Annotated in this window: 12 protein-coding genes; 7 read left to right on the plus strand and 5 right to left on the minus strand. The window is 64.3% G+C overall.

Translation table 11 applies throughout. The features are described 5' to 3' along the window. Positions 1 to 3: 3 nt before the first annotated feature. The 3 genes from ACOOEX_RS10190 to ACOOEX_RS10200 are packed head-to-tail and all read right to left on the minus strand — an operon-like array spanning position 4 to position 11905. The gene (locus ACOOEX_RS10190) at positions 4 to 4563 is read right to left on the minus strand and encodes a MupA/Atu3671 family FMN-dependent luciferase-like monooxygenase (protein WP_420398279.1); all 4560 of its coding nucleotides are present in this window, start codon (positions 4561 to 4563) and stop codon (positions 4 to 6) included. Between the two features lie 3 nt (positions 4564 to 4566). Then, entirely contained in the window at positions 4567 to 5565 is a 999-nt protein-coding gene (locus ACOOEX_RS10195) for a glycosyltransferase family 2 protein (RefSeq protein ID WP_420398280.1), read from the minus strand. Continuing rightward, entirely contained in the window at positions 5552 to 11905 is a 6354-nt protein-coding gene (locus tag ACOOEX_RS10200) for a type I polyketide synthase (RefSeq protein WP_420398281.1), read from the minus strand. The genes ACOOEX_RS10195 and ACOOEX_RS10200 overlap by 14 nt, the downstream gene beginning before the upstream one ends. Positions 11906 to 12127: 222 nt before the next feature. Here ACOOEX_RS10200 and ACOOEX_RS10205 point away from each other — a divergent pair, with 222 nt between their 5' ends. Beyond that, entirely contained in the window at positions 12128 to 12610 is a 483-nt protein-coding gene (locus tag ACOOEX_RS10205) for an SspB family protein (RefSeq protein ID WP_306044248.1), read from the plus strand. A gap of 95 nt (positions 12611 to 12705) precedes the next feature. Next, a complete protein-coding gene (locus tag ACOOEX_RS10210) occupies positions 12706 to 13266 on the plus strand; it encodes a class I SAM-dependent methyltransferase (protein ID WP_420398282.1) in 561 nt (186 codons plus the stop codon). A gap of 4 nt (positions 13267 to 13270) precedes the next feature. Here the strand turns inward: ACOOEX_RS10210 and ACOOEX_RS10215 are convergent, their stop codons facing one another. Continuing rightward, positions 13271 to 13567 carry an antibiotic biosynthesis monooxygenase family protein gene (locus tag ACOOEX_RS10215; RefSeq protein ID WP_420398283.1) on the minus strand — a complete coding sequence of 99 codons (297 nt, stop codon included), beginning with the start codon at positions 13565 to 13567 and terminating at the stop codon, positions 13271 to 13273. Positions 13568 to 13718: 151 nt separating this feature from the next. Here ACOOEX_RS10215 and ACOOEX_RS10220 point away from each other — a divergent pair, with 151 nt between their 5' ends. The 5 genes from ACOOEX_RS10220 (at position 13719) to ACOOEX_RS10240 (ending at position 17336) form a co-directional block, all read left to right on the plus strand. After that, complete coding sequence (locus ACOOEX_RS10220; protein ID WP_420398284.1) at positions 13719 to 14414, plus strand: SDR family NAD(P)-dependent oxidoreductase; 696 nt, start codon at positions 13719 to 13721, stop codon at positions 14412 to 14414. Positions 14415 to 14519: 105 nt separating this feature from the next. Then, positions 14520 to 15914: a class II fumarate hydratase gene (fumC, locus tag ACOOEX_RS10225; protein WP_420398285.1), complete on the plus strand. Its 1395-nt coding sequence runs from the start codon at positions 14520 to 14522 to the stop codon at positions 15912 to 15914. After that, positions 15914 to 16102 carry a DUF4169 family protein gene (locus tag ACOOEX_RS10230; RefSeq protein WP_420398286.1) on the plus strand — a complete coding sequence of 63 codons (189 nt, stop codon included), beginning with the start codon at positions 15914 to 15916 and terminating at the stop codon, positions 16100 to 16102. The genes fumC and ACOOEX_RS10230 overlap by 1 nt, the downstream gene beginning before the upstream one ends. A gap of 59 nt (positions 16103 to 16161) precedes the next feature. Then, positions 16162 to 17088 (plus strand): Hint domain-containing protein, encoded by a 927-nt coding sequence (locus ACOOEX_RS10235; protein WP_420398287.1) that lies wholly within the window; start codon positions 16162 to 16164, stop codon positions 17086 to 17088. A 26-nt stretch (positions 17089 to 17114) separates the two neighbouring features. Then, the gene (locus tag ACOOEX_RS10240; protein ID WP_420398288.1) at positions 17115 to 17336 is read left to right on the plus strand and encodes a ribbon-helix-helix domain-containing protein; all 222 of its coding nucleotides are present in this window, start codon (positions 17115 to 17117) and stop codon (positions 17334 to 17336) included. A 3-nt stretch (positions 17337 to 17339) separates the two neighbouring features. Here the strand turns inward: ACOOEX_RS10240 and ACOOEX_RS10245 are convergent, their stop codons facing one another. Continuing rightward, positions 17340 to 18068, minus strand: coding sequence for a class I SAM-dependent methyltransferase (locus tag ACOOEX_RS10245; RefSeq protein WP_420398289.1), 729 nt, complete (start codon positions 18066 to 18068; stop codon positions 17340 to 17342). Positions 18069 to 18078: the final 10 nt, after the last annotated feature.

An 18078-nucleotide genomic window follows, 5' to 3' on the forward strand; every position in this document is an offset into this window, starting at 1 on the left:
GGTCTATCCTCTTCCCGCTCGGGCCGCGCGCATCTGGCGACGGCGTGACATGGCCTCGGCGCGATTGATCGCGCGCTCGGGCGCCGTGGTGGTTGGGGGCGTTTCCGGCTCTGGCGCGTCGCCGCGCGTCAGCCGGTCGACCTCGCTCGCCAACGCCGACAGCACCGGGAAACGGAAGATGTCGGTAATGGACAGCCGCTCGGCACCAAGTGCGGCCTTGATCTCGCGATGCGCCTGCACGGCCAGCAGCGAATGCCCGCCAAGGTCGAAGAAATGATCCTGCGGGCCGATCCCCTCGACGCCGAGGATTTTCGTCCAGATCGCGGCGATGCGCCCGGCGGTGCTGGCCTGCGCGGTGATCGGCGTCACATTGGACGGCGCGGCGGCGCGGGCGCGCGGCGCAGGCAGAGCCTTGCGGTCGATCTTCTTGTTCGGCGTCAGCGGGAAGGCATCGAGCCGGACAAAATGCGCGGGCACCATATGGGCGGGCAGTTCTGCCATCAGGTGATCGCGAATCTTTGCCGGATCGACCGGGGCGGACTCCAGATAGTAGGCGGCAAGCTGGACGTTGCCGGGTGTATCCTCTCTCGGGATCACAACCGACTGGCGGACACCGGGAACCGCGTCGATCTGGGTTTCGATCTCGCCCATCTCGATCCGGTAGCCACGCAGCTTGATCTGGTGATCGGCGCGACCGAGGAAATCGAGCCCGCCATCGGCACGCCAGCGCACGAGGTCGCCGGTGCGATAGATGCGATTGCCGGGTTTGAACGGATCGTCGAGGAACCGTTCCGCCGTCAGGTCCGGCCGCTGCCAATAGCCGCGCGCCACGCCCTCACCGCCGATATAAAGCTCACCCGGCACGCCAATCGGCACCGGCTGCTTCGCCTCATCCAGCACATAGACCTGCGTGTTGGCAATCGGCGTGCCGACCCCGGTGATCCCCTCGCCGCCCGTGGCGGTCTGGGTGGTCGACCAGATCGTGGTTTCGGTCGGCCCATACATGTTCTCGATATGGGCATCGGTGGCGACCTGAAGCTCCGCCACCAGCGACCCGGGCAGCGCCTCACCGCCCACCATCAGGTGTTTCACGCGGGCCAGTGCCATCTTCGCCTCGTCATTGCCGACCAGCATCCGCGCCATCGACGGCGTGCATTGCAGATGCGTCACGCCATGGCGGATAATCTGCGCGGCGATCGAGAAATCGTCCTCTGCCAGCGCATCGCCCTGATTGGCGCGTTTCAGCACCTCGGCAATGGGGCGCAGACCATCCAGCACCTTCTGCCGCTCGATCCCGTAGTCGATCAGGCAGGCGATTTCATCGACACCGATCCGTTTGAGCTGCTCCACCCGGTCGAGCGCGTCTTCGACCGTGCCGAAAAGGCCGGAATCGTTGAAATAGCGCTCGAACGCGAAATCGAGGATCGCTTCCAGCTCCTCCTCGGACAGGATGCCGAGATCGAGCTGCATCGGGTTATTGACGCCCTTGGGCTTCTTGAAGGCCGGGAAGGCCCAGGCAAACTGCTTGATCAGGCCCGCCGCCGAACGCAGGTAATCCTTCATCGGGCCGCGGGCGACCTCACGCGCCTCCTCCCGGTCCTTCGCCAGGTAGGAATGCAGCATCAGCGTGACGGTATGATTGGCAGGGTCGCGGCCACCGGCGCGCAGGGCGTCGTGGTAGATCTTGATCTTCTCGCCCACCTCATCAATCGACTGGCCCAGAAGGTGGGTCAGCACATTGGCGCCGATCTCACCCGCTTCGCGCCAGGTATCGGGGTTGCCCGCCGTCGTCACCCAGATCGCCAGTTCTTTCGACACAGGGCGGGGCTGCGTCAGCACCTTGTGCTCGGTCCCGTCGGCCAAGGGGAACGCAACCTCCTCGCCGCGCCAGAGCGCGCGCAGGGTGTCGATGGCGTCATACATGGCGGGCTTGTTCGCGGGGGGCGTGTTTTCAGGGCGCAGCACGAAATCATGCGGCTGCCATCCCGAGGCAATGCCAAGCGCCGCGCGCCCGTTCGTCAGGTTGTCGATCACCGCCCATTCCTCGGCGATCCGCGCCGGGTGGTGAAGCGGCGCGACGCAGGAGCCCGCACGGACCGACAGATTACGCGTGACGGCGGCCACGGCAGCCCCGGTCACGGAGGGGTTCGGGTACGGCCCGCCGAAGGCGTGGAAATGACGTTCCGGCGTCCAGACCGCGCAGAACCCGTTCTGATCCGCGAATTTCGCGCCTTCCAGCAACATTGTGTACTTGTCGCGCCCGACGCCATCGTCATTGCCCCAGTAAAACAGGCTGAACTCCATCCCCCTGCCCGTCTGGCCGATGCGTCCGTTGCTGACGAGCGTGCGGTTTTCGTCGCCCGAGATCACAACGGTGAAGCCGCGCGCGAGGGTCCAGAAGAGCTCCAGCACCGAGATGTCAAAGCTGAGGCTGGTGACGGCCAGCCAGACACCCCCGGTCTCATGGTCAATGCGCGCATCCATGCCGGTAAAGAAGTTCGAGACATTGCGATGCTCGATCATCACACCCTTGGGCCGTCCGGTGGAGCCGGAGGTGTAGATCAGGTAGGCCAGATCCTCCGGCGTCACGCCACTGTCGGGGTTGGTGTCCGGCGCTGCAGCGATGCGCGGGTCGCGGTCGATTTCCAGCACTTGCGCCTGATGGGGGGGCAGATGCGGCGTCAGCGCGGCCTCGGTCAGGATCACCTGCGCGCCGCTATCTTCCACGTAAAGCGCCACCCGATCCGCCGGATAATCCGGGTCAAGCGGCACATAGGCCGCGCCCGCCTTGTGAATGGCAATGGCCCCGATCAGCAGGTCAGCCGACCGGCGAACATGAAGCCCCACAAGATCGCCCCGGCGCACGCCCATTCCGGCCAGCGCACGGGCCACCCGGTTGGCACGGGCGTTGAGCGCGGCATAAGACAGGCGTTCGCCCTCGAAGATCAACGCCGTGGCATCGGGCGTTTTCGCTGCCTGCGCCTCGAACATCTGGTGGATGCAGCGGGCGCGGTCATAGTCCGTTTCCGTCGCGTTCCAGTCATGGATCAGCTTCTGCCGCTCGCAGTCTGGCACGATGGATAGATCGGCAACGAGGGTGGTTGGGTCCGCCTGCAACACGTGTTCCAGCCGGGCGGCGATGAGGTCGAGTTCCTCTGGCGTAACGCGCGCGGCGTCGGCAGTGAGGGTCTGGCCGTCCGCCGACAGGCAGAGCGCCGCGCCGGGAACCTCCCCGATGGCGAAATCGGGGATGGAAAGCCCGGACAGGCCGGGAATGCGCGCGGGCAGGTCTGCCGCGAATGGCCCCTTGGCGCGGGCAACCTCCAGCCGTTCGGCAAAGCGCGCCTCGGCCTCTGCCACGCTGCCCTCCGGGTCGATGGCAACCGGCACCCACGGGGTCAGATAGCCGGGCATGGAGACCGACGTAGCACAGGCGAGGTCCACCGCGCCGCCTTCCCCCTTGCGCAGCGCCAGAAGGGCGAAACGGGCCAGGGCCTGAGCGGCCGAGATGCTGTCAGGGCGCGTCACTTTGCGGCTTGCCAGCCCCTCGCCCGTTCCAGGATGGAATGAGAATGACGCGGGCTGCATGGCCTCAAGCCGCTTGCGCCAGAACCCTTCCGCAGGGGCGGCGGTGGCGATGGCGGCGCTGATCAAGGCGCGGTCCTGTGTCATCGGCAGGCGGGTGCCAGCGGCAAGGTGATCGGCAAGGATCACAGGCGCCCCGTCGACAGACCGCATCCCGCCCAGCCTCACGGCCCCGCCCGGAACGGCCACGGTTGCGATGCCGCCGGTGACCTCCAAAACCTCGCCGGGCGCGCCTGCGCCCTCGACCGGCTCCGCGCTGCCGACCAGCAGAATCTCGCGACCGGTGTCGAGTTTCGGGCAGGCCAGCGGGTTCCAGTATCCGCCATGGTCGAGTGCATGAACAATGGCCGCGATCTCATTGGCTGATTTGGAAAAATCCAGAAGAGCTGCCGCCTCTGGCCGCGCATCGCGGGCAAAGTAGCTGCGGTGCGACAGGTCCTGCGCCGTGCCCTCTGCGCGCCCCTCGGCAAGTGCGGCGATCACCTCTCCGAAACTGTCCAGCGCGGCGGCGTAGCACTTGGTGTTAAGCGTCAGCGCGGTTTCCCCCGGCGCGATCTCGATACGGCGCTGCGCAAGGATATTGCCCTCGTCCACGCCGCCCGCGATGCGATGCCAGGTGATGCCATGGGTGGTTTCACCGTTCAGCAGCGCCCAGACCGGGGCGTTGAGCCCGGCATAGGCGGGCAGCGGCCCGTCGTGGAAATTGACCGCGCCCTTGGCGGCCTCGGACAGCAGGTCAGTGGGTAGGATATCGAGGTTTGCAATGGACAAAATCCATTCAAATTCAATTCCCTGCAGCCTGTCCTTCAATCCGCTTCCCGGTGCGATCAGCGTCACGCCCTCCGCCTCGGCCCAAGCCCGGAATTCGGGGCAGCGCGTGACCACGGCGCGGATCGGGTGGCCTGCACCCGCCAGCATTTTCGCGCAGTTCAGCGCCAGCGTGTCGTGGCCGATGATAAGCGAGGTAAACTGGGACATGGATCAACCTCCGGTCATGCGGGCGGCGCGTTTGCCGCTGCGCGTGGCCCCGGTCCGGGGCACAGTGAATTCGTGGGAAACCAGGCTACGCAGGAAGCGCGGCGGATCGGCGGGTTTGCGGCCCGTCAGCAGGCAGCGCAGACGGTGCAGCAGTCCGCCCGCGACATGGGCCGCCGTGGCCAGGCGCGCATAGGCCCGGCCATGGGTCTTTTCAAAATAGTGACGGCGGGAGTCGAACCAGTAGCCCGGAACCTCCTGCCATTCCTTCATGCCGGTCGAAGCCGACCCGATATGAGTAACGGAACTTTCACGAACGAAATCTGTTGGATACCCGGCGCTCTTCGCGCGATGACAAAGGTCGGTTTCCTCGAAATAGAGAAAGAAGGTCTCATCGAAGAGGCCGATCTCATCCAGCACCTCCATCCGCATCATCAGGCTCGCGCCCGCCAGCCAGTCAACCCGCGTGGTCTGCTCCGGGATCTGCACAGGAACCGCCCGGTTGCGCAGCCATCGACTGACCGGGCCAAGGCGCACGGCCCCTTCGAATTCGCTCGCGATCGAGGGAAAGCGGAAGGTGGTCAGGTGCGGATCGCCCTCCGGTCCGTGGATGTAGCTGCCCGCGAATCCGACCTCGGGATGGGCCTGCATGTGATCCAGAAGCGCGCGGATCGCGCCCGGATCGGGGAACGCGTCGGAGTTCAGGATATAGACGTAGTCCGGGCGGCTGCCGTCAGACAGGCCCGCGCGAATGCCCACATTGTTGCCCGCGCCGAAGCCGCCATTGCGGCCTGCGTCGATCACGCGGGTGCGGGGCCAGGCGCGGTCCTCGACCACGCGGGTCATCGTCTCGAAGGATCCATCGCGGGAATCGTTGTCGACGATCACCAACTCGCCACTGATGCCCTCCATTTCCCGCAGCGCGGTTTCGGCGGCGCGCAGGGTCATGTCGGCGGTGCGCCAGTTGAGCAACACGGTGAGCAGCCTGGGATCACTCGGCGGCATGGCTTCCCTCCCAGGCTTGGGCGACGAGCTTCGCGCGGTCGGCGGCGTCGATCACCTTGCCCATGCGGGCGGCCAGCACCCGCACATTGGGTTCCAGCACCATGGAATCGTGGTCGCCCGGCACTTCGAAGACCTGCAATTCCGGCGCCCATTCCGACCAGTCGTTGTCATGGGTCACATAGCTACGCTCGGAATTCACCAACTGCCCTTCGCCCACTTGCCACTTGCCCACCAATGGCGGACGGAAGAGCGTCAGCGGCCCGTGCCACGGTTGCAGATGATACCCGGCGACGGATTCGAGGAAGGCCGCCTCGATCGCCGCATTGTGGAACACAGGGCTCTCACCCGCATCGTCCTGCTTCTGGCGCCGCTTGGCGAATTCCCACCGGATGCGGCGGGCAAGCCATGTAAACGGGTAAGCAAAGCCGCCTGCCTTCAACTCCTGCATCTGGATGGCGATGCGGTCGGCGCGCGTCAGTTCCCGGCGTTGTGGCAGGGGCGTGTCGAGCATGATGAGCGCGGCCACCTCCTCGCCCGCTGCGGTCAGCTGCTGTGCGATTTCATAGGCGGTGATGCCACCCCCCGAGAACCCGCCGAGCATATATGGCCCATGCGGCTGTACCTGCCGGATCTCGGCGATGTAGTCGCGTGACGCTTCCTTCACCGAACGATGCGGCTCATCCTTTCCGAACAACCCCCTGGCCTGCATCCCGTAGAAGGGCCGGTCATGGCCCAGAAGATGCGCAAGGTGGCGCAGGTTCAGCACGTTGCCGAACATGCCCGCGACAAGGAAGAAGGGCGTTTTCGACCCGCCTTCACCCTGATGCATCGGGACAAGATGCGTGAAGCGGCGGGCAGGTTCTTCGCGTTTCGGGGCGTCCTCGGCAGGATCGGCGCTGATCCCCTGTGCCTCGACCAGACCGGCGATCTTGCGGATCGTGGGGGCCTCGAACAGGACCGAAATGGGGAACTCCACCGCCCAGGTCTTCTTGACCATCGCAAACAGACGCACGGCAATCAGGGAATGTCCGCCAAGATCGAAGAAACTGTCCTCCGCCCCGACTTGCGCAACGCCCAGAAGGTCCCGCCAGAAGCCCGCGAGCGTTTCTTCGATGGGCCCTTCGGGGTCCACGAAGTCGCTGTCCAGATCCGGCCGTTCAAAGCCATGGCTTGCCTGCGCGTCCTCGGTCTCGGTCCCCGCCTGCGCGATCAGCGCGTCAAGGTCGAGCGAGGAAATCAGCACCTGCGGCAGCGGGCTGGCCAAGGCCTTCAGGAACGCCTCCGCGCCCTCTTCGGGGCGGATGCCCTGCGCGATGTTGTGGCGCAGGCGCTCTTCAGCGGGTGACAGGGGGCGCGGGCCGTCCGCCTCTGCCTGTTTGGCGGGCGCAGCGGCAAATGCGATGTCGCCCACGAGGCGGCGGATGGTGAAGCCCGTGATGTCCACGCAGACAGTGCCATCGGGGGCCGCGAGGGTGATGTCGAAGCTCGCGGTCTGGTCAGACGCGTGGTTGTCACCGGCGTTGCGGACGTATGAGACCACTTCGGACGGCAACGCCCGGAAGACCTTCACCGAGGCATAGTTGACCGGCACCCACAGCGCATCGGGGCGGTAGCCCTCGATCAGGTCCATCGCCCAACCGGTGGCAAGATCCACCAGCCCCGGCGGCAGGCGCCAGCGGGCGTCATGGCGGTCGAGCGACAGACGCGCGAGCCCCACGCCCTGCCCCAGACGGGTTTCGCGCAGCACGCGCCAACCGGGGCCAAAGCGAAGATGCACCTCCTGCGGGGAGGTGAGGCTTTGGCCCGGCTCGGCTCGGGTCGGCTCACCCATCTGAGCCTCCAGCGCAGCAATATCCAGCGGCGCGGGCGGGTCCATTGGCAGAAGGCGGACATCCGCCTCGGCATTCACGTCCCACCCCGCGCCCTCGGGCGCGCTTTCGACCCGAAGTTCATAGCCCTGATCGCTGCGCGGCAGGGTCAGGCGGATGCGGGTGGTCTGGCCATCTTCGGTGCGCAAGGGGCGCAGGAACCATAGGTCGCGGATTTCGAAAGGGCGGTCCTCGCCCTGCCCCTCCAGCGCCTCGGCCACCAGTTCCAGATAGCCGGTGCCGGGCAGCAGCGCGTCGCCCGCCTTGGTCCGGTGCTGGTCCAGCACCCACCGGCTTTCAGGCCGCCACCGGGCCTCGAACCGGCGATTGCCGTCGGCGTCGAATCCTGCGGTATCCAGCAGGGGCAGCGTGACAGGCACCGGCGCGGGCGGTTCGGCCTCGCGCGCCTGCATCGCCTCGGCGGCCATGCCCACGCCCGACCAGATGCCCCAGTCGATCGCCAGCACCCGCGTCTTGCCACCGCTGCGCGATTTGGCAAAGGCGTTGAGGTAGTCGTTGGCCGCCACATAATCAACCTGCCCCGCGGGAGCTGTCGCGGTGGAGCTGGAGGAGAACAGAACCATCCAGTCAAGCGTGCCATCGGGAAAGAGCGTATCGAGCACCTGCGTGCCGTGGATCTTCGGCGTGAAGACCTCTTCGATACTGATCGCTGATTTCGCAAGAATGGGCGCGTCGTCGATGACGCCCGCCGCGTGGATCACGCCATTGATGGGACCGAACCGCGCCTCGGCCTCGGCCACGGCGGCGCGCATTTCCTCGACATTGGACACATCGGCGGCCAATGGCAGAACCTCCCCCCCGGCCTGCTCCAGCCGTTCGACGGCTCGTATGCGGGCGGCGGTGCGGTCGGTCGGGGCCGCGTTTTTCAGCAGGCTCTGCCAACGGTCGCGGGGCGGCAGGCCGGTGCGGGAGACAAGGACAATCCTCGCCCTGTGGCGGCGGATCAGGTCTTCAGCCACGCTCGTGCCGATGCCGCCATAGCCACCCGTCAGCAGCACGGTTGCGCCTTCGCGGATATCGAGCGTGTCAGCCTCGGGCAGCTCTACGCGCTTCCAGCCCTGTTCGAAACGCTTGCCCGCGCGGATCGCGGCGACTCGGCTTTCGGGGTCCGACAGCAGTTCCTCCAACACCGGCGCGGGGTCAGGCCGGTCCACGTCCAGCACGGCGACGGACACACCGGGGAATTCGCGTGGGATCACCCTCGCAGGCCCGATGATCGTGGATTTCGACGGGTACGGCAGCGCCTCGGCCCGCACTTGCGCGGTGCCGTTCGTGACCACGTCGATATGCAGCGGCCCCTGCCCTTCATCGGCCCAGGCCTGCGCAAGGTAGAAGAGCGACCAGAACCCCTGTTCCTGCATCCGGTGGAAGAAGCTCGATCCGGGACGGTGCTGTTCCCCTTGAGTCAGCAACCACAGATGCGCGATGCGGGTGGGAAGCTTGCCCTCCTCGGCCAGCGCGCGAAGAAGTTGATCATAGCCCTCCCGGCCCCTCTCGGGCGGCAGGACAAAGCCCGATTTCGTGCGCGCGAAGGCATCGCCGGGGGTGACCAGAGTCACGGAATGGCCAGCGCCGCGCAACCGATCGGCCAATGTGGCGGCGACGCCGGTCTCATCCGCAAAGATCAGCCAAATGTCGCGCGCAGCGTCAGACAGATCGCCCGCAACATCCACCTCGCAGGGCGCGTAGGTGGGCCGCCAGACGGGTTTCCAGCCCCATTGCGCCGGATCCTCCTCGCGCATCAGCCAATCACTCGCGGCCTCCACTTTAGGTTCGGCGCGTTCTATGAAATAGGGGCTTTTCTGGAAAGCATAGGTGGGCAGGACAACGCGGTTCCTGCGTGCATCGCCCCAGTACTGGCCCCAGTCGAATTGGCCGCCAACGGCCCAGATGCGGCCAAGCGTGGCCAGGAAATAGGCATCATCCGCCGTGGCGTCATCTGAGTGACGAAGGGAGTTGATGACTTGGTTGGCGTCGATCTCGGGATGTTGCCCGGCGAGCGAGGTCAATGCCTTGCCGGGACCGACCTCTAAGTAGACGCGTTGCGGGTTTTCCGCCAGCGTGGTCAATCCGTCAGCAAAGCGCACCGCGCCGCGCAGGTGGTTGACCCAGTAGTCAGGGTCTGTCGCCTCGGCATCTGTCAGGATCTGGCCCGTGCGGTTGGAGATCACCGGGATTTGCGGGGCATGCAGGTCAATCGACCGCAGGTAGTCCCCGAAACGTTCCAGAATGGGGTCGAGCAGCCGCGAATGGGCCGCGATATTGATGGCGATGCGCTGACAATGGATATCCTCGGCCTTGAGGCGCTCCGCCAACCGGTCCAAAGAGGCGTCAGCGCCGGAGGCAACCGTCAGTTCAGGGCCGTTCACCACGGCCAGATCAAGGTTTTCACCCAGATAGGGGGCCAGTGCCTCGGGGCTGAGGGCCACCGACAGCATCCCGCCCGGTTCGACCGAATCCATCAACTGCCCGCGCAGGTGCACGAGCCCGATGCAATCTTCAAAGGACATCACGCCAGCAAGGCAGGCAGCGGTGTTTTCGCCCATGGAATGACCGATGAGCGCCTTGGGCGCGACGCCCCAGCTGATCCAGAGCTGCGCCAGCGCATATTCCACGATCATGATCAGCGGCAGCTGGACGGAGGGTGTTTTCAGCCGCTCATTCGCGGCGTCCTCGTCGCCCGGCTCCGGCAGCCACAGGGCACGAATGTCGAAATCGAGCTTCGGTTCCAGAACCGCAAGCCCGCGATCCATCCAGTCGGCGAAGACCGGTTCGGTCTCGTAAAGGTCACGCGCCATGCCCGCATATTGTGCGCCGCCGCCGGGGAACATGAAGGTGATCTCGGGGCTGTCGCTGACCACTGTATGCGTAAACACCCGGCGCGGATCGTTCTCGAGCAGCGCGTCGGCGGCGTCTTCGGGCGTTTCGGCCACAACCACGCGACGCCGTTCAAAGGCGCGGCGGCCTTCCTTTAGGGTCCAGGCCACATCGGCGAGGTCTTCACTGGGTTTGGCCTCCAGATGGTTGGCCAGTCTCTCTGCATTGCCCTCCAGCGCGGATTTCCCGCGTGCAGAGAGGCAGAGCAACTGGAAGGGGAAATCGGACTGTTCCGAGGCCGCGCGCGCGGGCGCCTCCTCCAGCACCACATGGGCATTGGTGCCACCCACACCGAGCGAGTTCACCCCTGCCCGCGCCGGATGATCGGTACGGGGCCAGTCGGTCAGCCGGTCATTGACCAGAAAAGGCGAGCCGTCAAATCCAATGGCAGGGTTCGGTTTTTCGTAGCCGAGCGAAGGCGGAATCTGTTTGTGATGCAGCGCGAGCGAGGCCTTGATCAGGCTGGCCACACCCGCCGCCGTATCCAAGTGCCCGATATTGGTCTTGACGGACCCGATCCGGCAGGTGCCCACGGCATTCGTCGTCCGGCGGAAAGCATCAGTCAGCGCCGCGACCTCGATGGGATCGCCCAGATAGGTGCCGGTGCCGTGACATTCCACGTAATCCACCGTTTCGGCGCTTACCCCGGCCAGCGCCTGCGCCTCTGCAATCGCCTCGGCCTGCCCACCGACGGAGGGCGCCAGATAGCCCGCCTTATCGGCGCCATCATTGTTCACTGCCGAGCCCTTGATTATGGCCCAAATATGGTCTCCATCCGCAATGGCGTCCGCCGCGCGACGCAGCACCACGCAGCCCGCGCCGGAGCCAAAGACCGTGCCTTGCGCGCGGTGGTCGAACGCGTGGCAATGGCCATCGGGCGACAGGATTTCGCCCTCTTTGAACAGGTAGCCGCGTGCATGCGGCAGCTCGATGGTCACGCCACCGGCCAACGCCATGTCGCATTCCCCCATCAAAAGCGCCTGGCAGGCATAGTGCGTCGCCACAAGCGAGGTGGAACAGGCTGTCTGCATGTTTATCGACGGCCCGTGCAAATCGAAGATATGGCTCACCCGCGTGGCCAAGAAATCCTTGTCGTTGCCAGTATGGCGCAACAGGAACATGCCGGTCTGATCCACTAGATCGCGGTTGGAACAGACGTTGAAATAGAAATAGCTGCCCATGCCGCAGCCCGCGTAAACCCCTATGTTTCCATCGAAATTATCGGGGACATGGCCCGCCTGCTCCATTGCTTCCCAGGCCACTTCCAGGAACTGGCGATGCTGCGGATCCATGATCGCGGCCTCTTTCGGCGAGAGCCCGAAGAAGTCGGCGTCAAACCGTTCGAACCCGTCCAGCACGGCGGCGGCGGGCACGTAGTCGGGGCGGTCGATGAGATGCGGCGCCTCGCCCGCTGCCAGCAGATCCTCTCGGCTGAGCCGCCGGATGGATTCGATCCCGTCGCGCAGGTTACGCCAATAGGCCTGCACATCCTCCGCCCCCGGAAGATGCGCGGCCATCCCGACGATGGCGATATCGTTTTCCCCTATGGCGGGGGTCGTGTCTGCTCGGGTCATGACAGCTTTTATCCAGCTTTTTTCGCATGTTGATTGACCGTCAGACTGCCCCCCTATCTTGGTGATTTTAGGGCAAAGGCACGGATCGGGTGTGAAAAATGTCGACGGCCCGCATGTTCTGCCAACAGATTGCAGCCGAGCGCCGGGCCGCTTGCGTCTTCCGCATCTTTTCATCGGCCCCGAATCTTCTATGGTAGAGCCAACTGGACCGGGATGCTGTGGATGACTGACGAACCTTCCGAAACGATTGCCTATGGACGCCTTATGCACCGCGCCATGCGGAGCCTGATACAGTCCGTTCTGGAAGGCGTGGCGGAAACCGGCCTGCCCGGCGAGCACCACTTTTTCATCACCTTCGACACGCGCCACCCCGATGTTGACATCGCCCCCTGGCTTCATGATCGCTATCCGGGCGAAATGACAATCGTGATCCAGCACTGGTTCGACGATCTGCGGGTAGATGATGACGGGTTCTGGGTCACGCTGAATTTCGGCGACAACCCGGAGCCGCTGCGCATTCCCTTCGATTCCATCCTGACCTTCGTCGACCCCTCGGTGGAGTTCGGCCTGCGGTTCGAGACCCAGGTCGAGGAGGATCCCGACGACGAACCGCCCGGCGATGATGCGGCAGAGGATGAGACCGGGCACGAACCGCATCACGATGCCGAGGTCGTGCGGCTGGACACCTTTCGCAAGAACCACTGAGGCCATGACGCTTTGATGACGCGCGTCCTTGTCCCTTGCGCGGGACCGCGGGGCGTGGCTTATGGCGCGGGAAAGCATATTCCTGAAGGTGTCCCATGTCCGGCGATCTTGGTCTTTTCCTTGCGCAGCTTCTGAAGAAACCCCATCAGGTGGTGGCGCTGGCGCCCTCCTCCCGTGCGCTTTCGGCGGAGATGGCGGCGACGCTGGACCCTGAGGGCGGGCCGGTCATCGAGTTGGGGGCAGGCACGGGCCGGATCACGCAGGCGATCATCGACCGGGGCATTCCGGCGGAAAAAATCCATTCCATCGAGATGAACCCGGTCTTCTGCGACCGGCTGCGCGCCGATTTCCCGGGGCTGAATGTCTACCAGATGTCGGCAGGCGACGTGGGCGAATTGCCCGTTGAGGGCGCGCAGGCGGTGGTGTCGGGCCTGCCGCTGCTGTCGATGCCCTATGATCTGCAATCCGCGATCTTGAGCGGCACGTTCAGGCAAGTGGGACCAACGGGCACCTATATCCAGTTCACCTACGGGCCCAAACCGCCCGTCAAAGCCGAGATCCGCGCTGCCATGGGCCTGACCTGGACCACCAGCCGCAAGATCTGGGGCAACCTGCCCCCCGCCCGCGTCTACCGCTTCGCCTGCCCGAGCGCATAGCGTGTCAGGTTTCCACCAAATCGTAGTGCTTGATGGTACGGGCTTCGACGAGTTCCGCCTCGTCCGGCGCGATATGCGGGCTCGTATAATCCTCCCCCACGAAGACCTTCAGCGCGTCTAGATCGCGCCAGACCATGACGAAACTGAATTCACGGGGGCTTTCGGCCCGCGCCGCACCCGGCAGAACTTGAACGATCCCGTCTGTGGATTTCATCAGAGGGATCGCGGTTTCATGGAAGAACTTGGCAAACTCCGCTTCCCTGCCCGGTCGAATAAGCACCTGGAAAATACGCATGATCATGGATCTGGCCTCGCTGTTGTTGCATGTCGCAGTATAGCATTAGCTTGCGAACGAACCTTCTTGCGCGAAGTCATACCTCTCAACACCTTCATTTCATTGCACTCTTGCTGCGGGTTTCGTAGCGTTTGGAAACAATCGGGGGAGTGGCAGGTTGAAACGAACAACATTGATCACCGGCGGCGCGCGCGGTATTGGCAAGGCGATTGCGGGCGATTTTGCACAGGACCACGATGTTGCGATCATCTGGCTGTCCACGCAGCCCGAGGATCTGCCGGACAGCATCCTCGCCCTTCAAAGCGATCTGACGGAACCGGGCGCGGCGGACGACGTGGTTGCGCAGATCATCAAGCGGTTTGGGCGGCTTGATGTCATTGTGAATAACGCAGGTCAGGTCGCTCCCTCTCCTGTCGATACGCATGACGCCGCTGCCCTGCGAAGCATCCTCGCCGTGAACCTGCTGGCGCCCGACGCGCTTCTGACCGCTGCCCTGCCCCATTTGAAACCGGGGGCGGCCATCGTGAATATCTCCTCCGTCAACGCGGTGCTGCCCCCGATGGGGGCCGCGATCTACGGGGCCAGCAAGGCGGCGCTCAACCTTTGGACCCGTGGGATGGCGAAAGACCTCGGTCCGCGCGGCATCCGCGTCAATGCCGTTGCGCCGGGGGCGGTCAATATTCCCGAGGATCCGCGCCCCGACGAGCTGACCGCGCTCTTCGTCAAGGAAACCGCCCTTGGCCGCCTGGCGCGGCCCGAGGACATTGCCTCGGCGGTCCGTTTTCTTTCCAGCGACGCGGCAAACGCCATCACCGGCGAAGTGCTGACCGTTTCAGGGGGCTATCGCCTGTAAATGCTGTGACCTGCGGCTGATTGCGCCAACATCGCGCAGCGATGATTGCCCCCGTGTCGCTTGCGCCTTATAGCCTGTCGCAACGCATTCGCAGGAGGCCAATCCATGACCGCAACCCGCACCGAGACCGACAGCTTCGGTCCGCTCGAAGTTCCCGCCGACAAGTACTGGGGGGCGCAGACGCAGCGCTCGATCATGAACTTCCCCATCGGTTGGGAAAAGCAGCCCGTTGCCATCGTGCGCGCGCTAGGCGTGATCAAGAAGGCCTGCGCGATGGAGAACAAATCCACCGGCAAGCTGGACGCAAAACTGGCCGATGCGATCATCCAGGCGGCGGGTGAGGTCATCGAGGGCAAGTTCGACGACAACTTCCCACTGGTCGTCTGGCAGACCGGGTCCGGCACCCAGTCCAACATGAATTCCAACGAGGTGATCGCCAACCGTGCGATCGAAATCCTCGGCGGCGTCATCGGCTCCAAAGACCCTGTCCACCCGAACGACCATTGCAACATGGGGCAAAGCTCCAACGACACCTTCCCGACCGCTATGCATATCGCCACCGCGATGAGCGTGCGGGACGTGCTGCTGCCGGGGCTGAACAAGCTGCTGGCAGGGCTGGAGGCCAAGGCCGAGGAATTCAAGGACATCATCAAGATCGGCCGCACCCATACCCAGGACGCGACCCCGCTGACGCTCGGCCAGGAGTTTTCCGGCTACGCCCACCAGATCCGGCAGGGCATTGCGCGCGTGGAGGCCTGCCTGCCCGGCATATACGAACTGGCGCAAGGCGGCACCGCAGTGGGCACCGGGCTGAACACGCAAGTCGGCTGGGACAGCGCCGTTGCCGGTCACATGGCCGAGATCACCGGCCTGCCCTTCGTGACCGCCCCCAACAAGTTCGAAGCACTTGCCGCCCATGACGCGATGGTCTTCATGTCGGGCGCTTTGGCCACCGTCGCGGGCAGCTGCTACAAGATCGCCAATGACATCCGCCTGCTTGGCTCCGGCCCGCGGTCGGGTCTTGGCGAGTTGATCCTGCCGGAGAATGAGCCGGGCAGCTCGATCATGCCGGGCAAGGTCAACCCGACGCAGGCCGAGGCGCTGACGCAGGTGGCCGCGCACGTGATGGGCAATGACGCGGCGATCAAGTTCGCAGGCAGCCAGGGGCATTTCGAGCTCAACGTCTACAACCCGATGATGGCCTATAACCTGTTGCAATCCATCCAGCTTCTTGGCGATGCGGCTGACAGTTTCACCGAGAGGATGCTGATGGGCATTCAGGCCAATGAGCCGCGCATCGACAAGCTGATGAAAGAATCGCTCATGCTGGTGACGGCGCTGGCGCCCACCATCGGCTATGACAATGCCACCAAGGTCGCCAAGACCGCGCATAAGAACGGCACGACCTTGAAGGAAGAGGCCATCGCGCTTGGCTTCGTGGACGAGGAAACCTTCGAGGCCGTGGTGCGCCCCGAACAGATGATCGGCCCCAAGGCGTAATGGCCGAGCCGGTCAACCTGAACCGGTTCCGGAAGGAAAAGGCGCGGGCCGAACGCAAGGCCCGTGCCGATGAAAACGCCGTGAAATACGGACGGACGAAGGCGGAGAAATCGTTGGACACCGCCCGCCGCGACAAGGCACGTCGCGATCTGGACGCGCATCGCAGCCAAGACGACGCGGACACGTAAACGCTTTCTCAAGCCCTTTATCCGACAGTTACCCCAATGCCGCGCTTGGGGGATTCGCGATGCCGACATATGAAATGACGGCCTATAAATGGGCTGGGTTCACGCAATACTCGGATTCGGTCGACTTCACCGTCACCGATGATGACGATCAGCTCGATTGGTACGGGCAGGACACCGGCAGCGCCGAGATGGTCTCGATTGACGGTGTTGGCCATTCGATCCAGTGGTCCGGCACGATCGAGACACGGTTCGAGGATAGCGACGGGCACGTCCACACCGAGGAAATTGTCTACAGTTACACATCGGACGGTTACTATCTGATCCCGCAGGCTGACTCCGCCTTTGACGAGGGCAGCACGATCAGGTGTTTTTCGGGCGGATGGTCTGATACCGACGGCATCGACTATGACGAGGTCGTCTGCTTCACCCCCGATTGCCGCATTGACACGCCGCGCGGGCAGGTGCCTGTCGCGGCTTTGCGCCCCGGTGACATGTTGCTGACCGCCGATAATGGCCCACAACCCCTGCGCTGGATCGGACGCAGCGATATTGCGGGGCTGAAACGGGTGGCAGGTGATCTGCACCCCGTTCTGATCCGCAAGGATGCCTTCGGGCCCGGACGCCCGGCCCGCGATATCCGCGTTTCGCCGCAGCACCGGTTCTGCCTTGGCGATGCGGCACTGCTGTTCCATGACGAGGAGATGCTCGCGCCTGCCAAGGGCCTGGTGGATGGCTCCCGCGTGGTCGTAGATCGTTCGGCCCGGCCCGTCAGCTATGTGCATCTTTTGCTCGACCGGCATGAATTGCTGTTCTGCGAAGGGATGCAGACCGAAAGCTTTCAACCCGCGTTCCGCACCATGGCGATGATGGATCCCCGCACCCGGTCGGACCTTGCGCGGGCCATTGGCGACCGGATGGCGCACTATACCGCCGCGCGCCCGGCCCTGCGCCCATGGGAGGCGCCATTGCTGCAAAGGGTTTCCTGACCCGCGGTATCGTGCCAAATACGGCCATGCCCTCGCGCCCTGTCAAACGCTCGCTTACCCTGCACGGTCACCGCACCAGCGTTTCGCTGGAGGAGCCGTTCTGGCAGGAATTCCGCCGCATCGCAGAGGCACGCGGCCTGTCCATCAACGAACTGGCCGCAATGGTGGACGCCGCTCGGGGCATGGAAAGCGGTCTGGCCTCGGCCATCCGGGTCTTTGTGCTGCAAGAGGTTCAGCGCCGACCCTGATGCCTAGCGCCCATCCTTGTTCGCAAAGACAGAGCTGCGGTTGCGCAGGGTCAGCGCCTTACGGGATGGCTCGACCTTCCCGTTCCGAATGGCCAGCGAGGTCGGCGGCTGCTGCTTGTCCAGCTTCTCGCACACGACAATGCTGTCATAGAACCGCACGCTGTTCAGGTGTCGCGCCATGTCATCGAAGGGAAACAGCGCGTCCTGATCGGTGTACCAGGAATGCATCCGGTCGATCAGGCGTTTGCTGTACTCGATAAAGCTCGCCTCGTTCCGGTATCCGCCACCGAAGCCCGGCCAATAGGAGCTGTGGCAATCCTCCACCATGTACACGCCCCGGTCGGTCAGATGCGGCCATAACGCCTCGAAAGAGGCGATCTGGTGCGGGCACAGATGGCTGCCATCGTCCAATATGACGTCGAAGGGACCGTATCTGTCCGCAAGCGATGCCAGAAACGCCGGGTCGCCCTGACTGCCGATCTCCACATGGGTGCCTTCGATTTCATGGGCTTTGCAGTCTGGGTCTATGTCGATGAAGACGAGGGTCGATCCGGGTGCGAAGAACTCTTTCCACATCGGCAGCGATCCGCCCCGGAACACACCGATTTCCATGAATGTCACGGGTCTGGCGCGAAAGCGGGTCAGTTCCCGTTCATAGATCTCGAAGTAATGCGCCCATTTCGTCAGCAGCTTGTCGCCCGAGCGCGGGATGTAGTCTGAAAAGAACCCCATGGTCCGGTCC

Origin of the sequence: Nioella sp. (assembly GCF_965215655.1) — a bacterium.
Lineage (GTDB): Bacteria > Pseudomonadota > Alphaproteobacteria > Rhodobacterales > Rhodobacteraceae > Nioella.

Bases quoted from the DNA above. Each gene is read 5' to 3' on its own strand.
- ACOOEX_RS10190 (WP_420398279.1), bottom strand. From the start codon at position 4,563: ATGTCCCAGTTTACCTCGCTTATCATCGGCCACGACACGCTGGCGCTG.
- ACOOEX_RS10195 (WP_420398280.1), bottom strand. From the start codon at position 5,565: ATGCCGCCGAGTGATCCCAGGCTGCTCACCGTGTTGCTCAACTGGCGC.
- ACOOEX_RS10200 (WP_420398281.1), bottom strand. From the start codon at position 11,905: ATGACCCGAGCAGACACGACCCCCGCCATAGGGGAAAACGATATCGCC.
- ACOOEX_RS10205 (WP_306044248.1), top strand. From the start codon at position 12,128: ATGACTGACGAACCTTCCGAAACGATTGCCTATGGACGCCTTATGCAC.
- ACOOEX_RS10210 (WP_420398282.1), top strand. From the start codon at position 12,706: ATGTCCGGCGATCTTGGTCTTTTCCTTGCGCAGCTTCTGAAGAAACCC.
- ACOOEX_RS10215 (WP_420398283.1), bottom strand. From the start codon at position 13,567: ATGATCATGCGTATTTTCCAGGTGCTTATTCGACCGGGCAGGGAAGCG.
- fumC (WP_420398285.1), top strand. From the start codon at position 14,520: ATGACCGCAACCCGCACCGAGACCGACAGCTTCGGTCCGCTCGAAGTT.
- ACOOEX_RS10230 (WP_420398286.1), top strand. From the start codon at position 15,914: ATGGCCGAGCCGGTCAACCTGAACCGGTTCCGGAAGGAAAAGGCGCGG.
- ACOOEX_RS10235 (WP_420398287.1), top strand. From the start codon at position 16,162: ATGCCGACATATGAAATGACGGCCTATAAATGGGCTGGGTTCACGCAA.
- ACOOEX_RS10240 (WP_420398288.1), top strand. From the start codon at position 17,115: ATGCCCTCGCGCCCTGTCAAACGCTCGCTTACCCTGCACGGTCACCGC.
- ACOOEX_RS10245 (WP_420398289.1), bottom strand. From the start codon at position 18,068: ATGGGGTTCTTTTCAGACTACATCCCGCGCTCGGGCGACAAGCTGCTG.